Origin of the sequence: Mesorhizobium sp. J8 (assembly GCF_016591715.1) — a bacterium.
Taxonomy (GTDB): Bacteria; Pseudomonadota; Alphaproteobacteria; order Rhizobiales; family Rhizobiaceae; genus Mesorhizobium.
In genome coordinates this window covers 3,155,535-3,179,034 of sequence record NZ_AP024109.1, presented here as the reverse complement: position 1 = coordinate 3,179,034, position 23,500 = coordinate 3,155,535, and the positions used below count along the sequence as shown (strand labels likewise).

At 58.5% G+C, this 23,500-nt stretch carries 20 protein-coding genes and 1 tRNA gene; 9 read left to right on the top strand and 12 right to left on the bottom strand.

Annotation, left to right across the window (positions count from 1 at the left end):
* Window positions 1–26: 26 nt before the first annotated feature.
* Window positions 27–902: a plasmid partitioning protein RepB C-terminal domain-containing protein gene (locus tag MJ8_RS15050; protein ID WP_201415092.1), complete on the bottom strand. Its 876-nt coding sequence runs from the start codon at window positions 900–902 to the stop codon at window positions 27–29.
* Complete coding sequence (locus tag MJ8_RS15045; protein WP_201415091.1) at window positions 899–2,464, bottom strand: recombinase family protein; 1,566 nt, start codon at window positions 2,462–2,464, stop codon at window positions 899–901. The genes MJ8_RS15050 and MJ8_RS15045 overlap by 4 nt, the downstream gene beginning before the upstream one ends.
* 65 nt (window positions 2,465–2,529) lie before the next feature.
* On the opposite strand from MJ8_RS15045, the gene MJ8_RS15040 reads away from it, so the two are divergent.
* Window positions 2,530–2,790, top strand: coding sequence for a type II toxin-antitoxin system HicB family antitoxin (locus MJ8_RS15040; protein ID WP_201415090.1), 261 nt, complete (start codon window positions 2,530–2,532; stop codon window positions 2,788–2,790).
* A 181-nt stretch (window positions 2,791–2,971) separates the two neighbouring features.
* Window positions 2,972–3,289: a YMGG-like glycine zipper-containing protein gene (locus MJ8_RS15035; RefSeq protein WP_201415089.1), complete on the top strand. Its 318-nt coding sequence runs from the start codon at window positions 2,972–2,974 to the stop codon at window positions 3,287–3,289.
* Window positions 3,290–3,327: 38 nt separating this feature from the next.
* On the opposite strand, the gene MJ8_RS15030 is transcribed toward MJ8_RS15035, so the two are convergent.
* Window positions 3,328–5,361, bottom strand: coding sequence for a sensor histidine kinase (locus tag MJ8_RS15030; protein ID WP_201415088.1), 2,034 nt, complete (start codon window positions 5,359–5,361; stop codon window positions 3,328–3,330).
* Window positions 5,362–5,522: 161 nt separating this feature from the next.
* Between MJ8_RS15030 and MJ8_RS15025 the strand changes: the two genes are divergently transcribed.
* On the top strand, window positions 5,523–6,137 hold the full coding sequence (locus MJ8_RS15025; RefSeq protein WP_201415087.1) for a class I SAM-dependent methyltransferase: 615 nt from the start codon (window positions 5,523–5,525) through the stop codon (window positions 6,135–6,137).
* 20 nt (window positions 6,138–6,157) lie between these two features.
* Here MJ8_RS15025 and MJ8_RS15020 read toward each other — a convergent pair whose 3' ends face one another.
* From MJ8_RS15020 to MJ8_RS15010, 3 genes are all read right to left on the bottom strand, one after another.
* Window positions 6,158–8,029 carry a PAS domain-containing sensor histidine kinase gene (locus MJ8_RS15020; RefSeq protein ID WP_263649675.1) on the bottom strand — a complete coding sequence of 624 codons (1,872 nt, stop codon included), beginning with the start codon at window positions 8,027–8,029 and terminating at the stop codon, window positions 6,158–6,160.
* Window positions 8,030–8,239: 210 nt separating this feature from the next.
* The gene (locus tag MJ8_RS15015) at window positions 8,240–8,491 is read right to left on the bottom strand and encodes a hypothetical protein (protein WP_225248269.1); all 252 of its coding nucleotides are present in this window, start codon (window positions 8,489–8,491) and stop codon (window positions 8,240–8,242) included.
* A gap of 172 nt (window positions 8,492–8,663) precedes the next feature.
* Complete coding sequence (locus tag MJ8_RS15010; protein WP_201415084.1) at window positions 8,664–8,933, bottom strand: hypothetical protein; 270 nt, start codon at window positions 8,931–8,933, stop codon at window positions 8,664–8,666.
* Window positions 8,934–9,166: 233 nt separating this feature from the next.
* Between MJ8_RS15010 and MJ8_RS15005 the strand changes: the two genes are divergently transcribed.
* From MJ8_RS15005 to MJ8_RS14990, 4 genes are all read left to right on the top strand, one after another.
* Entirely contained in the window at window positions 9,167–9,682 is a 516-nt protein-coding gene (locus tag MJ8_RS15005) for a hypothetical protein (protein ID WP_201415083.1), read from the top strand.
* A complete protein-coding gene (locus MJ8_RS15000) occupies window positions 9,682–10,368 on the top strand; it encodes a hypothetical protein (protein ID WP_210345620.1) in 687 nt (228 codons plus the stop codon). Before MJ8_RS15005 ends, MJ8_RS15000 begins: the two co-directional genes overlap by 1 nt.
* A 101-nt stretch (window positions 10,369–10,469) precedes the next feature.
* Window positions 10,470–11,678 carry a tyrosine-type recombinase/integrase gene (locus MJ8_RS14995; RefSeq protein ID WP_201415081.1) on the top strand — a complete coding sequence of 403 codons (1,209 nt, stop codon included), beginning with the start codon at window positions 10,470–10,472 and terminating at the stop codon, window positions 11,676–11,678.
* 45 nt (window positions 11,679–11,723) lie between these two features.
* Window positions 11,724–11,797, top strand: a tRNA-Gln gene (locus tag MJ8_RS14990).
* Here MJ8_RS14990 and MJ8_RS14985 read toward each other — a convergent pair.
* From MJ8_RS14985 to MJ8_RS14975, 3 genes are all read right to left on the bottom strand, one after another.
* Entirely contained in the window at window positions 11,765–13,354 is a 1,590-nt protein-coding gene (locus tag MJ8_RS14985) for a recombinase family protein (RefSeq protein WP_201415080.1), read from the bottom strand. The two genes, MJ8_RS14990 and MJ8_RS14985, sit on opposite strands and share 33 nt — an antisense overlap.
* 66 nt (window positions 13,355–13,420) lie before the next feature.
* A complete protein-coding gene (locus MJ8_RS14980; RefSeq protein ID WP_201415079.1) occupies window positions 13,421–13,648 on the bottom strand; it encodes a hypothetical protein in 228 nt (75 codons plus the stop codon).
* A gap of 92 nt (window positions 13,649–13,740) precedes the next feature.
* Complete coding sequence (locus MJ8_RS14975) at window positions 13,741–14,331, bottom strand: hypothetical protein (protein WP_201415078.1); 591 nt, start codon at window positions 14,329–14,331, stop codon at window positions 13,741–13,743.
* On the opposite strand from MJ8_RS14975, the gene MJ8_RS14970 reads away from it, so the two are divergent.
* Window positions 14,330–14,704 (top strand): helix-turn-helix transcriptional regulator, encoded by a 375-nt coding sequence (locus MJ8_RS14970; protein WP_318528215.1) that lies wholly within the window; start codon window positions 14,330–14,332, stop codon window positions 14,702–14,704. The two genes, MJ8_RS14975 and MJ8_RS14970, sit on opposite strands and share 2 nt — an antisense overlap.
* Window positions 14,705–14,912: 208 nt before the next feature.
* Here the strand turns inward: MJ8_RS14970 and MJ8_RS14965 are convergent, their stop codons facing one another.
* From MJ8_RS14965 to MJ8_RS14945, 3 genes are all read right to left on the bottom strand, one after another.
* Entirely contained in the window at window positions 14,913–15,179 is a 267-nt protein-coding gene (locus tag MJ8_RS14965) for a hypothetical protein (protein ID WP_210345619.1), read from the bottom strand.
* Window positions 15,180–15,198: 19 nt separating this feature from the next.
* On the bottom strand, window positions 15,199–19,860 hold the full coding sequence (locus MJ8_RS14960) for an RHS repeat-associated core domain-containing protein (RefSeq protein ID WP_225248267.1): 4,662 nt from the start codon (window positions 19,858–19,860) through the stop codon (window positions 15,199–15,201).
* A 432-nt stretch (window positions 19,861–20,292) separates the two neighbouring features.
* The gene (locus tag MJ8_RS14945) at window positions 20,293–21,264 is read right to left on the bottom strand and encodes a hypothetical protein (protein WP_201415075.1); all 972 of its coding nucleotides are present in this window, start codon (window positions 21,262–21,264) and stop codon (window positions 20,293–20,295) included.
* 343 nt (window positions 21,265–21,607) lie between these two features.
* On the opposite strand from MJ8_RS14945, the gene MJ8_RS14940 reads away from it, so the two are divergent.
* The gene (locus MJ8_RS14940) at window positions 21,608–22,660 is read left to right on the top strand and encodes a phosphatase PAP2 family protein (RefSeq protein WP_201415074.1); all 1,053 of its coding nucleotides are present in this window, start codon (window positions 21,608–21,610) and stop codon (window positions 22,658–22,660) included.
* The last annotated feature ends 840 nt before the right edge of the window (window positions 22,661–23,500 follow it).

Genomic DNA, 23,500 nt, shown 5'->3' with positions numbered 1-23,500 from the left:
ACAGGCATCCCCATAAAACGCGTCACCTAGAAAACAAGGTGCTTGCGCCTTCGTCCCGTCTTTTTCGCATGGCCTGCCAGAGCTTCCCGGCCCATCGGGACATCCAGGATCGTCTGCAGCTTTGCGAGCTGCCCGGGGAAATTTTGCGCAAGGTATCTAATCACCCGCGCATTCTCCATCAGCCGGTCGAGATAGGACCTTGCTGCCATAAGCTCGAGCGCCCAGGTGCCACTGTGAGCGGCGCAGCGCAGGAATTCATCATTCAACGCGTCAAACTCGATTTCCATGTCAGCCAGCTGCTCTGCTGTTACGCTGGCAAACTTCCTTTTCGGCCTGGACGGGTCCGCCAACTGCGACACTGGCGTAAGTGTGCTGAGAAGCTGCGCATAGTGGAAATTCGCCCGGTTCAGGGCGATCATCAGCCTTGCGGCTTTGAGTTGCCTTTCCGGCAGCATTCTGCGCAGCGAGGCGAAGACTTGGGGCGGCGTATACAAATCCTGCAGGAGATCCAGCACCTCGGACGAGATTCCGCTGATCAAAGGCTTCGGCTCAGCAGGAGGACAAGCGGTTTGCGCCGGTTGCTCGCCATTGATCCGCAGGGCCAGCGTCTTTGGCACGGCTGCGAGGCCTTCGGCCGACAACAGACGGCGGAATCGTTCCTCCTTCAACGGATCTCGCATCGCTTGAACTATAGTCTCGAGCCGGTCACGAGGGATCTGCGCCTCAGCCGTCAATTTGCGGGTTCTTTCGCATTCAGCTTCATAGGTCTTGCAGAGCCAGGGACCTGTGAACAAACGGGCGGGTTCGTACATTTCGTCCACTAGCGCGGCGTGCCGGGTCCGGCTGTTCTGCAGAACCTGGTAGGCGGCTTCCAGTCCCAAAGATTTGCCGCGTGCCTTCATGCAGCGCTCCCCACGGATGCCCGCTCAGCCAGCGCCACAAGCGGATCAAGGGATGGGTAAAGAAACGAATCCAGCCTCATCCCATTGTTGACGTGGAAATCTCCCCTGATCTCGGCGATTTCATGCATCGGGACTATCAGGTAATCGCGGATGGCCAGGTCGCCCGGATGCATTCGGATGAGAACGAAGATATCCGCCGGGACCTCTCCTGCAGGCCTCGAAGACCAGCGGGGATAGGCGCTGTGCGAGACGCGACAACGAGCGATCGCGATCACCACAGTGAACTCTTCATTGACCCGGACGAGCTCAGTTTCTGGGTCATAAGAAGCCTGCCCGCCGGCCCCTTTGATCGCGACCAAGAGGTCTTCCATTACCTGGTGGCGGGTAGCTTCGAGGCGCTTCCTTAGATCCATGAAGTGGCACTTCCTTGGCGGCAGGAAGCCAATCAGCCTATACGCATTAAGCAGGCCTCCGAAACGCGATCTATAGCGCCAGCTCGAGGGGCATTCGGGCGCTGCATTGATGATCTCATCAGACAGCTTCCCCTCGCGTTTGTAGACACTGCGCAGTGCCGCCAGCATTTCATCATCGCTCATGCGCGGGTACAGCAATTCTATTTTTTGCTGCGCCTTCTCGAACAATCTGCGGTTGACGATCGGCTCAATGGCGTTCTCAGCCCTTACCCATTGGTCCGGGGGATTCCACACCATTTTGCTTTTGAATTTCGTGCAGCGACGATTCCAGACGTTATTGCCGATGTATTTCTCGTTGGTGAGGATACGGCGCACCCCTTCTCGCTTCCATGGCCGGCCGAAGTCGTTCCCGATCCCCCGGGCATTCAGGTATCTCGCGATGTCGGCCTCATTTTTGCGCGACCCGACGAACAGGCGAAAGATCAGCTGAACAGTCGCTATCTCCTCCGGCGGGCCCGGCACGATAACGACCCGGTCAGATTGAAGGTTTTTGTGCTCGTTGCGAGCGAGCACCAGCTTAGGCTGACCAGACTGGTCGATCATCAGGCGTCTTAGTCCGAGCCCCTGCAAGCCACCGACGTGGAACCCCATCCCGGCCGCCCTTACCTGGCCCATGAAGACCTTCTGTGACAGCATTCGGCTATATTCCGCCGCCATGCTGCGTTTTATGGCCTTGAGCACGTCCGACCCGACGGTACCGTCATTCCCGAATTGCTCGGCGCAAAATTCAATCCGCACGCCGGCCATCTGGCATCGATATTCGTAAGAGGCGCTTTCATCGATGTTCTGGAACCGGCCCCATCGGCTCACGTCGTAGACGACGACCGTCTCGAAATCGGCAAGACCATGTTCCACGTCAAAGAGCAGCTTCTTGAGGCCGGGCCGGCTTTCCAGGTGCAATCCGCTTCGGCCCGGGTCTTCATATGTCGCAACGATGTCGTAGCCCATGACCTCGGCATAACTGCGGATTGCGTCCCTCTGGTTATCAAGGGAATAGGTCTGGTGCTCGGTGGACATGCGTAAATATTGGGCGGCGCGAACTCTGCGCCTCTCTTGGGGAGGCTTGCCGGCCGCTGCAAACTTGTCCATCGCCGTGCCCCGTTGTACGGGTTCTTTAAACCTAGGGGCCAATCGTCGGGCGGCAAGAGCCACCAATGCGCCAATATGTCGGACTGATCCACAAAGAGGCGGGCAGCCATTTCGGCGTGTCATTTCCCGACTTTCCCGGCGTAGTGACCGCCGGCACAACTGTTGACGAGGCGCGCGACCTTGCTGAGGAGGCTCTGGCGTTCCACGTGGAAGGGATGATTGAAGACGGCAAAGCGGTTCCGCTCCCCACCCCCCTTGAGCAAATCGAGCTGGATCCGGAGCATCGCGGTTGGCCTGCATTTTTGGTGCCGCTGAAGATCAACTGAACGGGGCGGCTGTTTACCGTTGCCGAGCGAACTTACCCGTTTGGCAACCATGGCTTTCAACTGCGGGGAAACCGTGATTCACTTCGTGAGCCGGCGTGCCGCCGTTCCGCCGCAATGCGACCGCAGTTCAGCTTCGTTCGCCCCCGTCGTCAGTCCCTGGGGCTTCAGAGGAGTTCTAGTGATGATTATCAAGAAGGCTATTCTGGCCGTGCTCATGACCGTGGCCCTTGCCGGCTGCGAGACGCAGACCGAGGGTCAGCAGCGCGCCACCACCGGCGCATTGCTCGGCGGCGCCGGCGGCGCCCTGGTCGGCCAGGCGATCGGCGGCAACACCAAGAGCACGGTGATCGGTGCCGCGAGCGGCGCGCTGCTCGGCGCCGTCGTCGGCTCGGCCACCACGCCGCAGCGCCGCGGGCAGCAGCTCTGCCGCTACCAGGACCGCTATGGCCAAATCTACACCGCGCCCTGCGACGACCGGTACTACAACGGCAATTACTAGGACAGTTAGGCCGACCGGCTGGTCTTCCCCTGTGAAGATCAGTCGGCCGGCTTCAAAGCTTGTTGGCGTTCCAACTGAACTGTGAAAAGGCAGCGCACTCCCGCGCGCTCGTAGATTAGTTCAACGCCCCCCGACTTTTCTCCGCCGAAGACCCGCTGCAGCAGTTGCGCGCCAAAACCTGCCTTGCCGGGCGCGACCGGTGGACCGCCCTGCTCGCGCCATTCCAGTTCGAGAATGCTTATTCCCTCGCTGTGCTTTTCAATTTGCCAAGAGATGGAAACCGAGCCTTTCGTATTCGAAAGCGCTCCATGTTTGATGGCGTTCGTCGTAAGTTCGTGAAACGCCAGGGCGAAGGAGAGCGCTGTGTTCGGAGGCAGCCAGATCTTGTCCCCGGACAAATCAAATCGCTCAATCGGCGCATGAGACCCTACCGAGGCCGCAATAACTTCCGCGACATCAGCTCCGCTCCAGTTCTGTCGGGTGAGAATGTCGTGTGCCTTGGCCAGCGACACGAGGCGGGCTGATAAGGCTGTTCTTGCCTGTTCGAGGCCGGTGGCGTTGCGGAGGATCTGGCCGGCTATCGCTTGGACCACGGCAAGGGTGTTCTTGACGCGATGGTTCAACTCGTTAACGAGCAACTGGCGCTGTTCTTCGCCGCGTTTGCGCTCGGAAATGTCCAAGCTGATCTGCACCGCCCCAATGATCGATCCCTGCGGACTGCGAATGGGCCGGGCGCTGGAAAGCAGATAGCGCTGCCCTCCCGTCGGCAAGGTGTAGACGAATTCTTCGTTGCTGGTGTTTTCGCCGCGCATGGCCTTGCTCAGCGGCCGATCTTCCCGGCTTACAGGCTGGCCATCCTTATATGCCAAGGTGGCGATTACCTGGTCAGGCCTGCCGAAGAGATCGCGCCCCTCGGTTGGCAGGCCCATAAGCTCGGCCGCGAACCGGTTCCGGATGACCTGGTGCGCCTGCGGGTCGTAGGTAAACCAGACCGCGGCCGGCACAGTCTCCAGAACCGTCTCCAGCTCGCGCGTGCGCTTCGAGATGGCATGCTGGGCAGCGATCATGGCCTTGGAAATCGAGGCGAACTCGGCGACTGAGGTGGAGACTTCCTGACCTGCGCGGCCGCTCCCAAGCGCATCGGCGCTCGCGGCGAGATCACCGGTAGCTTTGGTGATTCTTCTGCCCACGACGTAGGCGAGAGCCAGCGATATGAGCAGCGCTGCGAGACCCGTCGCACCGATTTGTGCGAGGGACCACCAGAGAGGTGCCTGAACGTCAGCCAAGGGAATGTTGGCGGTGTAGAACCACTCCGAATAGGGAGACCTGTAATAGCCTGCCAGCAGGGTGTTGCCTTCGAAATTCCGCGAGTGAAAGCTACCCGAGCGCCCTACGATTTTACTCACATATTCGGGCAAACCAGGCCTGCCGGTCACCTGGTCGTGCAGCTTCGACCTCGCGACATATCTTCCCTCACGGTCACCAACGCCGATGATCCATCCATCGGGTACGGCGGGCAGCATCACAAGGCGAATGCGTTCCGTGGGGACCGAGATCGAAAGCAGCAGCGGCACGCCCTTTGCGCCGGACACCTGTTTGGCAACCGCAATACGATATTCGTTCGGTCCCGGCGCGGCATATACGTCGCTGACCAGGATACCGGCGAGTTGCAATTGTTCATGCTCGGGAGCCGTAAGGGGACGCTCCGGCAGATCCGGCGTCCTGCCCGGCTGGCTGCTCGCGAGGTCGCGACCGTCGAAATCCCGGAGCGTGATTATCTGATCCGTACCCTGGACGATGCGCCGGGCTTCGCTGCCGAAGGCTTGCCAGTCTTGAGCCGCCAGGGCCGGAGATTTCGAAAGCCCGTCGAGAAGGGTTTGGAGACTGGCCAGTTCGCCTTCTACGACCAGCGACATCTGACGGGCAGTCCAGCGTGCTTCCTGCTCTAGCCGCGATTGTTCATGCAGCGCGTAGGCAACCAGCAGGTAGGCGGCGAATAGCCAGACCGGCAACACGACCGCTGCTATCAAGCCAAGCAGATGAGCTCGAGCCGATCGACGGACCAACTTCAACCCTCTCCCCAACAGCAGCCAAGCTTATCCCTATGCCGAGATACAGCAAGCTCGATTAGCACTGTCTGATCTTCCGTCCTTTGCGGCAGCCCTTTTTCCGTCATGCTTTTGCGCGCTTTTGGACCTACACTATTGAGACGGCGGGCAGGAGGAGGTCGTGAATGACAAGCCTTGCCGTTGCCCTGAAGAACCGAAGCAAACATGCCGTAAAGCGGCTGCTTCGCTATGACGAGCGCAACTGGCTGCGCATCCGCCAGATCGAAGCCTTCACGACATTTCTTGAAGCGGCCGACCGCAAGTCGCGCGACGTGATCGAAATCTCGCCGGGCTGGAACCGATATTGGCGGGCGCTCTGCCCCAACTATCGCTCGGTCGATTTCCCTGACTTCGATATCTGCAAAGATCGCACCGAGGAGCAATTTTCCATCGTCATCGCCGACCAGGTGCTGGAGCATGTGCAGCGCCCGCAAGCGGCCGCCGCCAACATCCACTCTATGGTGAGGCCCGGCGGCTGGGCGATGGTGGCCACACCCTTCCTGTTTCGCGTGCATGCGCGCCCGCACGACTACAACCGCTGGACGCCCGCCGGGCTCAAGCAGTTGATGGTCGAAGGCGGCTTCGCCGAAGATGACGTGCAGGCCTTCGGCTGGGGCAACAAGGCCTGCGCCAAGGCCCATATTGGCGGGCCGGTGCGGGCTTATGGCGTGTGGCGGGATCTCAGCAACGACGAGGAATACCCGCTGATGGTGTGGGCGTTCGCGAAAAGGCGGGATTAAGTCGGGCGAGGACCGAAACGCTATTCCTCTTCGTTCACGATATCGGCAATCTTGGAAGCGAGCCTTTCCATCGCGAACGGCTTCGTCAAAACATGCATGCCTGGAGCAAGGTGACCGTTCCCTACAGCAGCGTTTTCCGCATAACCGGTGATGAACAGTATCTTGAGTTTCGGCTCCGTCTGCCGCATCGCATCGGCGAGTTGGCGCCCGTTCATGCCCCCGGGGAGCCCCACATCCGTAATCAACAGGTCAATCTTTTCGCCAGCTTCCACAGTTTTTAACGCCGTCGCCCCGTCGGCCGCTTCGATAACCCTGTAGCCAATTTCGCCCAGGACTTCGGTGATGAGCATCCTGATCAGGGGCTCATCATCAACGACAAGCACCGTTCCGCCTTCGCCCGACAACTGCGTTTCCTCGATCTGCGGCTGTTCGTTTTGTTGCGGGCTAAGCCAATGGCGAGGCAGATAAAGGGCAACCGTGGTCCCTTTGCCCATCTCCGTATAGATTCGCACCTGGCCGCCCGACTGACGGACAAAGCCATATATCATTGAAAGGCCAAGGCCGGTTCCATGCCCGGTGGGCTTGGTGGTGAAGAACGGATCGAACGCGCGGGCCGCGACGTCCGGCGGCATGCCCGTCCCGGTGTCGGTGACGCTGATCTTAACGTACTGGCCGGGACGCATGTCACGTTCCTTGCCGATATGATCATCCACCCACATGTTGGCAGTTTCGATGGTGAGCCGCCCACCTTCAGGCATTGCGTCCTTGGCATTGATGCACAGATTGAGGATGGCATTTTCGAGCTGATTGGCGTCGCAAATGGTGGTCCAAAGGCCGATGGCAAGGACAGCTTCCGTGTCGATGGAAGGGCCGACCGTGCGCCGGATCATCTCCTCCATGTCAGAGACCAAGTCATTGACACTCACCGGCTTCGGATCAAGCGTCTGCCTGCGCGCAAATGCAAGCAATCTATGCGTAAGTGCGGCAGCCCTTTTTGTGGCACCTTGGGCAGAAGTGATATAGCGAGAGAGATCGTCGATCCGACCTTGCGCCAAGCGCATTTTCAGCACGTCAAGGCTGCCGGATATTCCGGTCAACAGATTGTTGAAATCGTGAGCCAGACCACCGGTCAACTGCCCTATGGCCTCCATTTTTTGGGCCTGAAACAATTGCTCTCGCGACTGCTCGAGTTCCCGCTGGGTTGCCAACCGTTCCGTCAGATCGCGAGTTACCTTGGCAAAGCCGATCAGTTGACCCTTGTCATCGCGAATGGCGTCGACGATCACATTCGCCCAGAATTTGTTTCCGTCCTTTCTGACCCGCCAGCCCTCCGCCTCATAACGACCTTCTCTCCCGGCCGCTTCGAGCACCCGGGCCGGCAGGCCCGCCTCCTTGTCCTCAGAGGTATAGAAGATTGAGAAATGCTGGCCGAGTATTTCTGCTTCGCTGTAGCCCTTGATGCGTTCGGCGCCGGTGTTCCAGTTGGTGATGTTGCCTTCGGGGTTGAGCATGTAAATGGCGTAGTCCGTCACACCCTGCACCAGCAGACGAAATCGACGCTCGGTTTCCAGAGCTGCCAATTGCATTTCTCTATGCTCGGTCATGTCGCGCGTGACTTTGGCAAACCCGGTGAGTATCCCGTCGTCGAAAATCGGGTCTATCACCACCATCGCCCAGAAACGGCTACCGTCCTTGCGGACGCGCCAGCCTTCCGCGTGAAATCTTCCCTCCTTTGCCGCTACCTTGAGCACCGCTTCCGGTACCCCTGCGTTGCGGTCCTCTTCCGTATAGAACACCGAAAAATGCTTACCGATGATCTCATCGGCACTGTAGCCCTTGATGCGGGCCGCGCCGGGGTTCCAGCTCTGGATTCTCCCGTGGGTATCAAGCATGAAAATCGCGTAGTCTACGACGCTCTGAACAAGACGATCGGCATTATTAGAAGAATGCAAAGTTTGGTCCTTGTCGCTGACAGAAACGCTATCCGGCCCGAGACAAACGCCCGAACCGGCCCCCGGTTGCGTTCTTGCGATCATTCAAAAAGCGGTCACAAAGTCGCGTTGCTTCGCCGACTCAGATCCGAAATTTGCTTGATCCGGCTCTCAGCAAGCTACCGACATTTCAGCTTCAAGCACCGGAACAGTCCCGTTGGCATAAAGGATAACTGCGTCGTCGAACTCGCCGCTCGCAGGATCGCCCGTCCGGCTGAAAGCCACGACTCCGGCCGAGCACTCGGCCAGTTTTTCTGCGAGGCGCAGAGCATGCTCGATATCCTGCACCTCCACCGCGCTTCCGGCCGTGATCGCTCCTCTGGGCGTGAAATTGAAACTCTGGACAACAAAATACGTCAGCAACACTGCCTCCTCTGCCGCGACAGTGTGACTCACGGCCGAGAACAAAACAAGTACAAACAAATCCGCAGCAGTGCAGCAATCCACAGAGTGGCAGTGGCAAAGCCAACCTACTCCGCTTGACAAGGTAGGTAGGCATTACCTACCATATCAGTATCGGAGTAGGCAGATGAAATCAGTCCTTGATGCGCAGCAACCCTGGAACGTTGGAACCGCTCGGGCCGTAGAGGATGAGCGCCCCTGCGCAAGCCAGGTCCTCGCCTTTACCGGCCCAGGCACTGACGGTCTCGTCGACCTTGCTGCGAATGACCGCCGCGACGGTGGGGTCGCCAAGGTCAACCTTGTAGGCGGTGATCATCACGGCCACTTCGCCTTGGCTAATTTCCAACTTCGAACAGATCTTCGTACCGGCGATAGCCTGCCCGAGATGGGATATGACTGCCATCTGCCTGTCGCTATAGGCGAATGCCTGCCCCGCGACGGCGCACCAAATTATCGCGGCAGCCCAAACCACTTTCCTCACTCAATCCCCCCTGCTTCAGCCTCGCGTCCGGCAAGCTATCACAACGCCACAGCGCTCGCGAACAGGCTCCCATATGCAGCCTTCATCGCCGCCCTTCTGTTCTGCGCCGCCGTCACGGTGGGCGCCATCTGACGAACCTCACAAGGAGAACGACTTTGCAGCAAATCAGCAGACCCTCGTCGCACAACCGCCCAGCCTTCCCTGATGCATTTGTCGAAACGCACCCGCGCTGCCTTGAAATGTCCGAAGCCATGCGAGACCTCTACGCTGTCAGCGGCGGGGTGAAGGCCGAAGATCTCATCCGGGCGGGTTTTACCAGCTCCGAAATAGTCGAATTCCGCGACAATGCGGCAAGGATGGCGGTGCTGACGAGCACCAAGCAACTAACCTTTCGCCCTGATCTGCTCGAGGACATGATCGAGAAGGCTAGGCATGCGGCACCCAACCGCCTGCCACTCCCGGCGGACGCGGAACCTACGCGAGGACTGATCCAGGCCTGGGGCGAGTACTGTGCCGCCAGGGGCGCCTTCCTGCTCGACCCGTGGCCCGGTCAGCGCGAACGCTGCATGGCGGTGCTGTCGAGCTACCTGGAGTCCTTGCCAATCTTCCCCGCCATCCGGAACAGCGTTCTGCACGCGGTGGAGGCCGCCATGCCGCAGGTGACGCAATGATGCCGGAGCAAGCAAGGCGCGTCCGCACGGCAAGTGTGATCCCGACCTTCAAGCCGGACGGATCCGCTTTCGACCTGGTCGATCCCAAACCAACCGACATCAGCTTTGCCGACATGGCCAACACGCTGTCCAAGCTCGCGCGGTTCAATGGGCTCTACCGTTGCCCGGCCTATTCGGTGGCACAGCATTCCGTGATGGGCTCCGATGCCCTGTACCGGGAGACCGGCGACGGCGTCGCCGCGGGCTACTTCCTCCTGCATGACGGGCACGAATATGCGCTGGGCGACATCACCAGGCCGGCGGTCGACCTCATACAGCTTCATATCGCAAGGCTGGCGGCCGAGGCCGGACTGGGAGACGCAGACTTTGTCGATAGGCTGGCGCACCGCGCGCTCGCCTCGGTCAAGCGTAGCATCGACGTGGCGATCTACCAGGCGGCCGGTCTGCCCGACATCAACGCTGTGTGTCGGTACGCTGGTCAGATTCGCGAAATGGACGATCGCATGCTGGTCGCGGAGGCCGCGGCTCTGTTCGGCGCCAGCTCCCGAAGCGCATGCCTGCCGCGCGTAGCGCTGCCACCGCCGAAGCTGGTTGGCGCCATCGTGCCATGGGGCGCCATGAAGGCAGAGCTTGCCTTCATCGAACGTCTGCAGCGCTATCTCGGCATCGCGGCGCGAGCCGGTTGAACGGAGACAGCGCGCAGTGCCCTTGCCCTCGAAACGCATGCTCTCTGCCGCCGAGGCCGCCGAATATTGCGGCGGCAAGTCGGTTGAATGGCTGAGGACACATGTTCGGGTTTCGCCGACCAGGATCGGCAGCCTGGTTCGGTATGACGTGCGCGCGCTTGATAGGTGGCTGGACGGCCGGAACCAATCGGAGCCGGCAACGGGAGACGAATGGCTGGGGTTGCTCGATGAGAATTAAGATTACAGGTTTGAAACGCTACAAGGACCGGCTCGGCATCGAGCGCGTCTACCACCGCAAAAGCGGAACGCCGATCGATCCGAAGCTGACTGGCCAGGCTTTGGCCGCTGAGGTCGACCGTCTCGACAAGCTGCAAGCGCCAAAGACCGCACAATCCGGCACGCTCGGCGCGCTGCTCGAAAGCTACAAGAAGTCACCGAAGTTCACCGATCTCGCCCCGCGCACGCAGTCCGATTACCAAAAGTACATGGACCATCTGAAGCCGATCTCGGGCACACCTTTTGCCCTGATCGACACTGCGTTCATGGCCAAGCTGCGCGACAAGACCGTGAAGAAGCGGCGTGGCGCCTTTACCAACCATATGATGGCCATGCTGTCATCGGCCTTCAAGCACGGCAAGGAATATGGCCTGGTGACATCCAATCCCTGCCTTGAGCTGGAAAAGGCGAAGATCGCAAAGGACCGGCGCAAAGAGAATCGCCCGTGGACGAAGATGGAGCGCGTGAACGTGCTGGCCGCCGCTCCGCTCCACTACAAGGTTCCAATCGCGCTCGCCCGATTCCTGGGCATGCGACGCGGCGACATCCTGCGGCTGCCGCGAATGGCTTATCGGGACGGCTATATCTCCTTCCGAGCGTCGAAGAACGGCAAAATCATGAAGCTGCCGGCGTTAGGCGAGCTGCGCAAGATTCTGGACGAAGCGCTGGAGGCATGGCCTGTTTCAGAGATTGACGTCACGATGCTCTGCCTCAATTCGCACAAGAAGCCTTGGACGGAGATGGGCTTTTCCGCATCGATCGGAAAATTCTTCGACGATTGCGTGGCGCGAGGGCTCGCCAACAAAGGCTTGACGATGCATGGCCTTCGGCATTCGGTGGCAACCGACCTGCGGGAACAAGGATACAGGCTTGAGGACATCAAGAATTTCCTTGGCCAGGAAACGATCGAGATGGCCGAGCATTATTCTTCGAGCGCGGACGTATCAGGGGTCTTGATCGACATGGCGAATGTGATACAAGCCGGCTCGAAACGAGAACGGGTTTTGTCTAACTCCCGCAAGAAAAGTGTCTAACCGCTTTTCGCTCGTTCGGCCAAAGCCTTGATATCAAAGGCTTTTTGGGGAATAGGTTAACGGTAGACCCACGGACTCTGACTCCGTTAGTCCTGGTTCGAATCCAGGTTCCCCAGCCAAACTGGACTCCCTGTTGATAAATCGCTCCGCTGTGTGCCTATCGCCGCTCCAGAAGCGACCGTTTCCGCAAGCAGATCAAACGGTTGCCGGAAGACCGCGTGAACCTCGCCTTGGTCCCAGTGGCAGTTCGACAGCACAAGATTCAAGAGCCGCTTTTTCTCCTGCGCAGGCTGTTTTGCAAACATTCGGCTAGCGTTGCGCGCCAGCTCCAACAACCGGATGCCGTCCTCCATGTATGATTCTTCGGCGCTGCCATGGCGCTCTATCTCGCGAAGCAGCCGCGTCTGTTCGGTTCGCCACTGTGCCGACATCCGGTCGTAGAAGGCGTTGTCGATGCGGCCATCGAGCTTGTCGAGATACATGGCATGCAGCCGGTCCTCGAGCCGCTTGTACTCGACTTGGCAACGGTGGATCGCCTGCTCGTGCTCGCGGCGCTCGTCGGCATGGCTGGCCACGAGGGCTGCTTTTACCCATTCCAGTATCTCTTCGTCGAAATGCAAGCGGTCAAGCAAGTTGGCGAAGGCCTGATCGAGCACTTCCTCGCGGACATATTTGCGGCGGCAATCACCGTACCCGCCCCGGCCTTTGTTGGTATGCCCCGTGCAGTGATAGTAGACATATTTGCCCTTCTTGATCTCCGCCACGATTGCGCAGCCGCATTCGGTGCAGGTGATCAGGCCGGTGAAGGCGAACTCGTTTCCTATCGGGTGCGTCGGCACCGCATTGCGACCCGTCAGGATGCCCTGGACCCGCTCCCATAGCTCGATCGATACGAGCGGTTCGTGCTTGCCCCGGTGCAATTTGCCGTTCCACTGGAACAGCCCCGTATAGAGGCGATTGCGGAGGATCGTATGCACCGTGCTGACCGGAACCGGATTGCCGCTCGTGGGATAGATCAACCCATCGCCATGGGCTGCCTTGGCCAGGGCCTTGAGTGAATACTGTCCAGTTGCGTAGCGCTCGAACAGCTGTGTGACGACTTGAGCCAGTTCAGGATGCGGCTCGATAACCTTTCTGCCATCCTTGCCCGTGGTGTTGATATAGCCCAGCGGAGCCTTGGTAGGCCAGATGCCCTGCTCCGCCTTCTCCGTCTGCCCTTTCCGCGCTTCTTCCGACAGGTTGTCGATATAGTTCTTGGCCATCAAGACCTTGATGCCGTGCATGAACTTTTCAGATGAGCGCGAGTCCCGCGATAGCGTCACACCTTCCTTGGCAAGGTGGATTTCTATATCCAGTTCATCGAGAGTCACCCAGTCCTTCAGGTTGCGATAGAGCCGGTCGGTCTTCTCGACCAGGACGCTTCGAATGCCGGGGTGCTTTCGCAGGTATTTGACCATCTCGGTGAAGTTTGTCCGGCCACTGGTCTTGGCCGTCTCGACATCGATAAACTCCTGCACGACGTCGAACCGATGTTGCAGGGCGTAGTCGCGCAGCAGCTTGCATTGCGCTGGGATGGAAAAGCCTTCCTTCTCCTGCTCCTTGGAAGAGACGCGCGCGTAGAGCAGCGCCTTTACAAGGCCTGCGGGCTTGGCGATGCGTCCAACGCGCTGGTTCATCTGCGGCACCTCCTCGTTCATTACGGTCGCAAACGCGAGGGCCGTCAGGTGACCATGAATCGCCAGCTATTTGCCCCGGTCAATCCGTTCCCATTCGGCAAGGATGCGGAAGAAGCCGCCGATGTTGTCGACGATTTGCCTTGCATCCTCCGTTGAGAGCGACCTCCCCATGCGAGCCTCAAACAAGCGGGCCGTTCGTTCCAGGAACGCCTCGTCAACGACGCGCCGCCGTGAAAACAGATCGGCCTCCGCGTCGCGTCTGACTGCGCGTTTTGCAGGACGCGCCGCCTTCACCGTTTCTGTCCCGAGAATATCTGCATCGGGACAAAGATGGCGGAAATCGCCTCAGCGCCGAATGGCCGTTATGTGCGCCCACGTATCCCTTTCTACTCTCTGTCGGACACCAATGCCCGGTACCCGACAAGCGGAAGATCAGCGGCGTCCTTTCCGAGACCGGTCAGATCGGCGGCTATGGCTTGATACCGCCGACAATCCGCCTGAACGATAGATCGGTCGGGCCCCTCAAGTGGCACGCTCCCGGCGACTTCCTTCAGATCACGCAGGATCGATTCGATGTGTGGCCAGGGAAAATCTGTCGGGTCGTCGATGTCGCGATCCGCGCCGACAATTATCTCCAGCTTGGCAACGACGCCGAGAAGTGAGTGTGCAGGCGTGCGCGGAAGCCTATCTTGAACCTTCAAAGCCGCTGTCGCGGCCTCCACTTCCGCCTGGTAGGCGATCGAATAGCCGGCCTTCACGTCCATCGGCGGCGCACAGCCGGCTCTGAGAATACGCGTTTCCAGCCGTTGCTGGAGCCGGCAGAGAACCCGCGAGACATGCTGGGCCCGCAACCAGTCTCGTAGCAGCGCAAAAGCCGGGTCTGCGTCGTCGAATTGACCGCATCTGTTTGCCGCCCGGTCGTCGCTTCTCTGCTGCGTGACGGAAGGCAAAGTCGTGGTATTGTCGGAATCAGCCATGATCCGAGCTCCCAGAAGCTTAGGCGTGGTCAGGCCGCACTGGTGTACCGAGCACCTGTGCGGCCGCGTTAGTCGCCCTCCAGTCATGTCACTTTTTGTGACTTTTTACAAGATGAATGTCATGAAAAAGGACATATTGCCCCAGCAACTCCGAGCAGCACGGGCATTAATCGATTGGACAAGAGAGGACTTGGCAAGCGCCTCCGGTCTGACAGTGCGTACACTTGCCAGAATTGAGAGCTCTCAAACGATTCCCAGACAAACGACGCTCGAAGCCCTGGCTAAGGCATTAGAGGAGGCAGGAATCGAATTCATTTCAGAGAATGGAGGGGGACCAGGCGTCCGGCTTTCCCGTCGGCTGGACGGCAAATGATATGTGGCAAATGACCTACACGGACACGGCCGGAGCATCTTCACACCACGCCCTTACGGCAAGCTGCAGAGGACCGTAAGACGGGAACTGAGAGTCCAGGTAAGACGGAAGTCCAAGCCTGTTCCGAAAGCGCCATCCATTCCGGAGCGCAATTTGACTTTTCAACGATACGGGCGCGTTTCTGACTTTCAGACAGGATACATACTGATCAAGATGCTTCCTTTAGCTCTGTGAGCAGACCTGCCACAGCCAAGGCGCGCTTCTCATCGCCGATCAATCCCATTGAACCTCTTTCAACCTCTAGCAAGTAGTCGCGAACCGCACTAACCGGTGCTTTACGTTCAATAAGGCCGATGAGCGGCCCTACATAGGCGTCATACTCGTCCTGCGCCACCGACACATCTCTGACCAGTAACGGGTCCCAATCCGATAGTAGGATTGCGCGGATTGCCGCTCCCATTAATTTGATACTCATCATCGTTTACCATAATTTGTCATTTCGGCCAGAGGGTAACAACTTGGCCGAGAGGGTTAAGGACCACGACTGCGCCGGCTCCAGTAAATCTGGTAGTGCCATTCGCCATCGGCGTCACCGAAATTGGGTTCGTTACGGCGTCCATGATAGCTGCTGGACCTACTGTTCGATTTATTGCTTGATTTATGCCATGTCTTGTAAACCCCGTTATATCGGCGACCGGCTGGTAGTATGGGTCGGCCGGGCCCGGCGCCCCTGGTCCGCACATGGGCAAAAGACCACTTGGATCCGAAAAGGTAACTGGGTTCCCGCCGACATAGGCATAGAGGTTTCCTGCGGGATCTGACATCTCCCCGATTGGATCCCTGGACAACCACCGCCCGGCAACTGGATCATAGGTTCGATAGAGAGTTAGGCCAAGCCCGCTGTCATTATTGTAGAGTGTTCCAGCGTAGTTGACATCCGTAAGCGGCCCCGTGCCTTGGAGGGGAACGCCGTAAGGGTCGTAGCTATAAGCAGGAGCACTGGTTGAGGTGGCGAACACGCGTCGTGCCGAGCCAATCTGGTCAGGGCCGTAAAAATAGGCAGCAGGAGACGCGCCAGGCACGAGCTCGCCCTCAACCAAGTATTCACGCGTGGTATCGTTGCCGGCGTTCCGCGCTTGGCAGAGGGAACTGTCGCACCAGACGTAGGTAGTTGTGACTGAGCTGCCAATGGCCGGCTTGCTGGTCATGGCGACGCGGCGCCCCAGGCCGTCATAGGAGAAGCTTGTCGCCTTGCCAGGCGTGACGGGATAAGTGATACTCACAAGCCGGTCCTCAGCGTCCCAGCTATAGGTGCGTTGGCCATCGGACACCAAGTTCCCATTGGCGTCATAGCTCAGAGCCTGCCCAGACAAGTTAGTGAGTTGGTTGAGGTTATTGTAGGTAGCCGATTGCGCGCTGGCTGACGGATACAGAGCTGCAGTATCGCTCGTCTCCGAAATCTGCGTAATTTGGTTCCCAGCGTTAGTGGTGTAGTCAAAGGTAGAAAACTGGCCCGCTGACAGTCCTGTGTTCTTGATCTGAGCCAGACGTCGATCGCCGGAATTGGGAAGATAGCTCCAGCTTGTCGACAGTGTCGAGTTTGAAAGCTGACGATTGGTTATTTGTCCCGTTTCACCAAGATATGTCAGCGCAAACGAGCCAAGGTCATTCGAGTGAGTGGTCAGGCGACTAATGGCGTCGTAGCCGAAGGTTTCCGCAGCAGCGCCAGCGACGGTCCGTGATGTTGGTCTTCCGAGCCCATCATAGGCATATGTAATGGCGCTGTTTGCCAGTGGCCCATTCTCCTGCTGAAGCTGGAGTGCACCTTGGGCGAAGGGTGGGAAATAGCTGTACTGGGTGGAACCACTACCGTCAGTCATTGATGCAAGGCGCGGGAAATAAGTGTCATAGCCAAAGCTGACGTTAGGTGTTGGGTTCACTGCGTTCAGATAGCTGATGCCAGTTAGCCTGTTATCCTTGGCATAGTTGTATTGTTTGGTCTGCCCTAGTGCATCGAGAACAGACTTCAGCCGACTGGTCGTATTCTCGTACGCATAAGTGAGGGTGCTGCTGTCCGCATATGTCTTCAGGGACAAGCGACCCTGCAAGTCATACGTCCATGCCGTGGTGCTGTTTTTGGAGTCGGTCAGGCTGGCAAGTTGGTCCTGGCGATCGTAGCCAAACAACGTTTGAGCGCCGAGCGGGTCGGTCGCCTTCGTGCGGCGCCGGTTCGCATCGTAGGTATAGCTCCATGTCCTGCCCAGTCGGTCCTTGTAAGCGACCAGGTCAAGCTTGTCGTAGGTGTAGAGATCAACCGTGCCGTCCGGATAGGTGACCTTTGTCAGCCGATCAGCAGCATCATAATCGTAAGTGGCAGTCCACCCTTCGGAATCGGTAAAGGTGCGCACGCGATCGAAGCCATCATAAGTATAGGTTGCCGCCGTGGCGTTGTTGGCATTGGTGATGGACGTCAGATTTGCCGACGCGTCGTAGTGATAAGTTGTCACGTGTCCCAATGGGTCGACCGACGAGGTCATTTGGCCAGCCGCGTCGTAAGTATATCGCCATGTCTGACTTGCGGCGTCGGTATAGAAGATCGGGCGGTGTTGACCGTTGTATGTGTACTGCGCGATCGTCGTCTGCACGCCCGCCTGGGTCTTCTGGCTGATTGCGGATAAATCAACCTGGTTGGCATACGCGTAAGATGTGGTGCGACCGATCGGATCAATGACTTGGGTCAGGTTGAAGAAACCACCTTCGTCATAGGAAAACTTGCTGAGCTGCGTCGTGCCGTCGTCGAGGACACGGCCGATCGCAGTTGGGTGACTGAAGGTTCCCCCATAGATGCTGCTTGTCTGTCCAGGATAGTTGTACCAGATGCGGTTCTCGAGCGGGTACTTGATGCTTTCGATCGCAGTGCCTTTGATCGAGGTATTCGGCATGTGCACAAAGTGCGTCACCCGGGCTTTGGTGTAGTCACATCCGCCGGTAGGCGTACACCCGGCCGCGACATAAGCGTCCTTGTCCCAGTGGAAGCTGTTCCGGTAGGTCAGATAGTTGTCCGTCACCGCCATGCCTTGCGGGACGGTGTTCGCCGGATCGCTGTTGGGAATCGCCGACGGTTCCACCCATTCTTCACGCTCGTGGTATCCTAACGGGTCCGTCACATCGACGAAGCGGGGCGGACTACTGGTCCCGGGCGTCGTATAGGCAAAGGTCGTCGTGCCATAGGGTGTCGTCAAAGCGTTGACGAGCGAATTCGCGTCGTAAGTGAACCTTGAAGTCAGGCCGATAATGTCGGTGATCGAGCTCAGGCGTCCATTGGCATCATACGAGAGGGTCGCGCTGCGGCCGAACGGGTCCGTAATTTTGGTGATCAGCAGGGGCGTGCCTAGCCGGTCGTATGTGAACGTGGTGAGACGTCCGACCGCATCGGTAAGCGAAATCAGCCGCTGCTGGCCATCGTAGTTCAGTGTTACCGCATTCCCTTGCGGGTCGACGACCTGGCTCAGCAATATTCTGCGGGGGAACGCTGCAGCGCCGTCCGACTGCGCGTAGATCTCAGCGCTACCATCTCTCAGTTGGCGCCGGTAAGTAATGGGCGAGCCGGACACACGAACCAGAATAGAGCCGTCATCGTCCTGCGCAGCAAACGTTCCAGCGTTGGAATCGTATCCGAGGTAATAGAATGCGCCACCACCCTGCATATATCGAGACACATTTGCGCCAGGGTTGGTCGGGTCGTCAGTGACATAAGCCAGCCAACTGATCGTCCATTTGGAGCTGACGTTGAAGAAATTGAAATTCGCCGGCTGACTGTCTTCTCTCTGATTGTAGCTTATGCTCACTTTGACGGGCGGGCCTATCGGTGGCGTATATCCGACTGGGGTATCCGAAAGGAACACGCTGACGCTCGATTCCTTGATGTTGTAGCCGCATAGCGGACAAGGTCCGGGTCCCTCTTTGCCGGTGGTAATACCGCCAGGTCCACCCGGTCCGCCGGGTCCACCCGGTCCGCCAGGTCCGCCTGGCCCGCCTGGCCCGCCGGGTCCACCCGGTCCGCCAGGCCCACCCGGCCCTCCAGGTCCACCGGGGCCGCCAGGTCCTCCTCCGCCATTTGCAAAAGGGTCACCCGGATCGCCAGGTCTAGGTCCGTTCGTGGGTCCCTTTCCCCAGATCGCGGATCCTTCTTTAGTGTCGACCGCCCTCCATCGACTGTCTGCCAAAAGATCAGAAGGAATGAGGAAGTAACCACTCGCTTCAGCGTCAAGTGCCGCTTGCGAGACCCAGAGGTCGGATCCAGAAAAGACCGAATCTCTGATATGAAACCGGCCGTTGGCCTGACCAACGACTGCCGCAAAATGCCCGACCTTCCAATGAAGGATCGAGGGGATGGGGACGTTCTGCCCAGGCTTCCGGAAGATCAGGCGATTGGAGAGGCCAGCTTTGTCGGCTAGCCCTGCGACCTCTGCGAGGTTCGTTCCGTTCGGTCCTGCGCGGTACCACTGAAGTCCATCAGATTTTTCGAAACTGACGTTGCGGGCTCTCAGCACTTGTTGAAGTGCGAGCGGGCCGCAGATGAACAAATGCCTTGGGTCTTTGGCGGCCAAATCCAGCTCTTCGCGCGCGTTTTGGAACGCCTCCGTGGCTGAGCCCGTAATCGGCCGCCCGCCAACCTCATCAAACAGCGCGGAGAGTTTGTCGTTCTGGCCCAGATTTGCATAGAGTTGCGCAAGCTCGGCGACGGCACGGTCGACCAAGGCTCTGGCCCGAGGATCCGTCGCCAACTTGCCCGAATCCCACGCTTGGCGCCAAGCCCCGATCGCACGCGAAAAATAACCTTCATGCACGTAGGAAAGGCCAAGATTGGTCCATACGGCCGCAGCCCAAGGCGAAGAGGGATGCTTGGCGACGAACTCTTCTAAGCCCCGCAACCTCGAAGCATCGCTGCTTTGTCCAAATTCGTTCAGCGCTTGCATAAGCGCGTCATCGTCTGTTTCGCTTGTTGGGCCGGTCGCGACCAGGGCCTCCGGAAGCCTAGCTGAGGAAAGTGCGGCCGAAACTGGAGCCGGCTCTCGAACTACCGCAGCGTTGACCGGTGCGGGCGACAATCCAAAGATCGCGACAGCTGCTGCTAACCACCTCAAATTCCTCATCATCGCCTCCGGAGAGCCATTCGCAATGCAAAGCCTGGAGCTAGGATTACCGACGTGTGGGACCGGGACTTACTGCCGGGTCGTCACCAGCCGCGTTACGGTGTCCATTTGAAGCAGCCCCACACACCAGATCCCCACACGGCGGACACCGGAGCGCCCCCGACCGTGTTGGTCTGCGATGTCCGGTTGCCATTGGCGTCGTAGCTGTAGGCTATGCAGGTATTGTTATCGTAGAGCGCAGTCGTAAGGCGGCCGGCCGGGTCATAGGTATACGCGACTGACCCAGCGATGGCCGAACTTGAAACCGTCAGAAACGCCAGGACGAGCATGCGCCGTGGCCTGCGAGGAATGAACGACTGCACCGAGATTGACATACGCGCTCCTTGAGTCATCGGCACAAACGGTTTCGCCATCGACGAATAGGCCGCAACGTCAAGGCGTGGTGTTCGTCCAGGACAACACGTCCAGTGGGAAGTCTCGGCCGGTGGTATTGTTCAGGATGAAAATCCCGACCGTTGACAGATTTGAGGTCAAATAATCCGTCATCGAAACCGACCAGCCAGGATTGAAATGCTCGCCATCGAACGAGAAGCTGAATGTGAACGTCCCGCTCGCAGCCTGAAGCTTCACCCAGATGGGATTCTGGGCGTTCACAATCCCAGTGGACGTCGACGAGCTGTTGTAGGTGTTGATGTTGGAAAACTTGAAATAGGAAACGGGGGTCTGGTTGCGGAAGCCAAAAGCGGCATACTTGCCGGACGTATCCTTGACGCAGATGCCCCAGAACCAATTGCTGTTGAGATAGCCCACCGGATACACTAGCGCGGTCACCGTGAAGGCGCTGCTGTTGACGATTGGCTGCTCCATCGTCGTATTGACGTTGCCGGAGCCGGGCGTGGACAAAACGACGCCACGGCTCGCCATGTCGGTCAGAGTGCCGGTGTTGCCGGTGCTGTTTGCCACCGTGAATGAAGAGGCTGTCGGCTTCGTCAAGGGAATGACGTTGGCATCGTAAAATGGGCTTACCGAACCGCCGGCGCCGCCTGCCGACGATATAGTGATGCTTCCAGGAGCGTTGGTGATGGTGATGCCGGAACCGGCTGTAAGATTCTGCGCCTGCGGCACGCCTCCCGTTGCGCCAATGACAAGCTGACCGTCGGTCAAAGGCCCTACTCCGGCCAAGGCGCCCGAGCCATTGTTGTATTGTATGGAGTTGGCCGACCCCCCGGGAGCTGCCGCGGTCAGACAGGCGACCAGGGCGTTGAAATCCGCCATTACCAGGGTCGCATCAGCGGTCTGGCCATTGGTCAAGGTGTTGGGGAGCGTGCAGGCTGCTCGCGCGCTGTTAGCCTCCGAGACGCAGAAAATTGCCAAGAGAGTGAAGAGAGTTGTCTTGCCAAACACCGTTGATCTCCACAAATTGCAGCGCGCAAGAAAGTGCGCGCCGCCACGACTTCGATGGCGAACGCTCGATCGAGATGGATTGACGAGCCACCATAGTTGGATCGCCGCCAATCCGACTTTCGTCAGACTTATCCAGAGAACATACTTCAAGTAGCATACATACACGATACAAGCAATGAATTTGAACATTAGCTTAGTCTAATGCAAATATTCTGAATTTTGTAACAAAATCATGCAAATACTATATGGTAGCCTGGTACACCGCGCCAATTGACTCCAGAACGGCAATGGATTCTTAATACCACGCAATTAACCGTCTCCCGCATTGCTTTGGGATATGGTGATGTCCGACCTTGCAAGAGCGAGAGCCGCACTGATCTGGTCGACGATCGGCTCCTACCTGGTTGTCTTGCCGCTCACGGCGCAGGTGGGGCTTAATGTCGACTACGGTTTCGTCGGTCCCTTCGCACTGTGGTTTATTCTGGCCCTGATCTGCGGCATCACATTCAGGCCGCGGCCGCGGATCAGGGCCGCGACCGAGAGCTTTCTCTACGGCGTCCTGCTTGTTGTCCCGATCGTTATTGCTGTCTATCTCGCCGCCCGACTCAACCTGCCCTTGGCTGACGACCAGTTGAAGGCCATGGATCAGGCACTTGGTGTCGACTGGCCAGCCCTTCTCAAATTCATCGACAGCCGGCCATACCTCGCGCAGCCGCTCAACCTTGCCTATGAGAGCTTCACTCAACAGCTTATCTGGTTGCCAATTGTCCTGGCAGTTTTTGGGCGCCCGCTGCGCTCGTACCAGATGATATTGATGTACGCGGTGATCTATTTCTTGGGCTGCGTCATATCCATCTGGTACCCAGCCCTTGGTACGTACACAACGTTCAACATTCACCCGGCCGATCTGCAAAACATAGATCGCACATGGGGGTACGTTTTCCTGGACGAGCTGAAGGGCGTCAGATCCGATCCCGCGTTCATCTTCAGCCTAAGCAAGGCCAAGGGAATCATGACGTTCCCATCTCTGCATGCAGCAAGCGCCGTCCTCTTCGCATGGGCAGCTTGGGAGTTGAAATGGCTCCGCTATCCGTTTCTCTTACTTAATGTGGTAATGGCCATTTCCGCAGCGGTTGTCGGCAACCATTACACGGTCGATGTGATCGCCGGAATTGGTCTCGCTGGCTTCGGGATCGCGATCGTGTTGATCGCCGTCCCCGGAAAAAGATCAAATCCCGAGATCGCCTCTATATATCCAAAGGTGTTGTCTCGAATGCCGGTCATCAGCCTCGCAACGAACCTTTTCCAGCGGGCTTCGGATGATCTGAACGAAGCTGACCGGCTAGCCGGTGGTCGGTCTCATGCCCTCGACATCGTCGACCAAAGAAGGGCCTGAAGGTGCTCGGGCAGGTCGAGTTCGCCGCGCGCTTCGATCTCTAAAAGACATCGGGCTTTGGCCAGGCGATCGCCTTCCTTGACCGCAGGATAGGCGCAGACGTCCAGCAGCCCTCTCCTCCTCCCGGCCAGCCCTGACGTGGTCGCGGCTGCGGCCGCACCTTCTGTGGACCTCGCCGAACGCTGCATATGCTGTCTTATGCGTCCCAATCAGGGCTAGCAGGTCATTGGATGGTTGCTGGTCACAAGGTAACGCTTTCGTGCCGTGACCGTTTGCGACAACGGTCGAGGCAACGACTGGGCAGCCTGAGCAAGGCGCGACGGCTGACCCTGGACGTGGTGAATTCTCCTCTTCACGGCAGAACCGAGCGACCACCGTCACATCGCCAGGACCTTAACAGGACGGTTCGCGCATTCATGTCAGTATTGATACCCGCCACGGCTCATACAGCTAACCAGGCGTAGGCGGCAGGGGCTCGGCATCGTTGGCGGCGATGCCACGTACGCAGTCGAGACACAAGACTCAGACTATGAAAGTCTTTGCCGCGAACAGTGTGTCTCAATGCAGAGGAATAAGCTCGGCAACCCTCACCGCGAGAGGGATATGCGCACCAGACAAGCCAGCGCTCGGCCGCCACCTGCGACCGACGCTGGCAGATCGGCCGTAGAGATGGCTCGCAGCGCAAGTCGCTGTCCAACCAGGCGCCGCCGCGTCGGAACGTGCCCCTCCTCCTTCTTCCCGCTCATAGTCCTATCGATCACACGCGGGCCAATGCACATTGCACTAAGCGCTTGAAGCAGCGTCAAAATCGCCATCGTCGCAATGTGCGTTCGACGGCCG

Bases quoted from the DNA above. Each gene is read 5' to 3' on its own strand.
- MJ8_RS15050 (WP_201415092.1), bottom strand. From the start codon at position 902: ATGAAGGCACGCGGCAAATCTTTGGGACTGGAAGCCGCCTACCAGGTT.
- MJ8_RS15045 (WP_201415091.1), bottom strand. From the start codon at position 2,464: ATGGACAAGTTTGCAGCGGCCGGCAAGCCTCCCCAAGAGAGGCGCAGA.
- MJ8_RS15040 (WP_201415090.1), top strand. From the start codon at position 2,530: ATGCGCCAATATGTCGGACTGATCCACAAAGAGGCGGGCAGCCATTTC.
- MJ8_RS15035 (WP_201415089.1), top strand. From the start codon at position 2,972: ATGATTATCAAGAAGGCTATTCTGGCCGTGCTCATGACCGTGGCCCTT.
- MJ8_RS15025 (WP_201415087.1), top strand. From the start codon at position 5,523: ATGACAAGCCTTGCCGTTGCCCTGAAGAACCGAAGCAAACATGCCGTA.
- MJ8_RS15020 (WP_263649675.1), bottom strand. From the start codon at position 8,029: ATGCTTGATACCCACGGGAGAATCCAGAGCTGGAACCCCGGCGCGGCC.
- MJ8_RS15010 (WP_201415084.1), bottom strand. From the start codon at position 8,933: ATGGCAGTCATATCCCATCTCGGGCAGGCTATCGCCGGTACGAAGATC.
- MJ8_RS15000 (WP_210345620.1), top strand. From the start codon at position 9,682: ATGCCGGAGCAAGCAAGGCGCGTCCGCACGGCAAGTGTGATCCCGACC.
- MJ8_RS14995 (WP_201415081.1), top strand. From the start codon at position 10,470: ATGTTCGGGTTTCGCCGACCAGGATCGGCAGCCTGGTTCGGTATGACG.
- MJ8_RS14985 (WP_201415080.1), bottom strand. From the start codon at position 13,354: ATGAACCAGCGCGTTGGACGCATCGCCAAGCCCGCAGGCCTTGTAAAG.
- MJ8_RS14970 (WP_318528215.1), top strand. From the start codon at position 14,330: ATGATCCGAGCTCCCAGAAGCTTAGGCGTGGTCAGGCCGCACTGGTGT.
- MJ8_RS14975 (WP_201415078.1), bottom strand. From the start codon at position 14,331: ATGGCTGATTCCGACAATACCACGACTTTGCCTTCCGTCACGCAGCAG.
- MJ8_RS14965 (WP_210345619.1), bottom strand. From the start codon at position 15,179: ATGAGTATCAAATTAATGGGAGCGGCAATCCGCGCAATCCTACTATCG.
- MJ8_RS14960 (WP_225248267.1), bottom strand. From the start codon at position 19,860: ATGAGGAATTTGAGGTGGTTAGCAGCAGCTGTCGCGATCTTTGGATTG.
- MJ8_RS14940 (WP_201415074.1), top strand. From the start codon at position 21,608: ATGTCCGACCTTGCAAGAGCGAGAGCCGCACTGATCTGGTCGACGATC.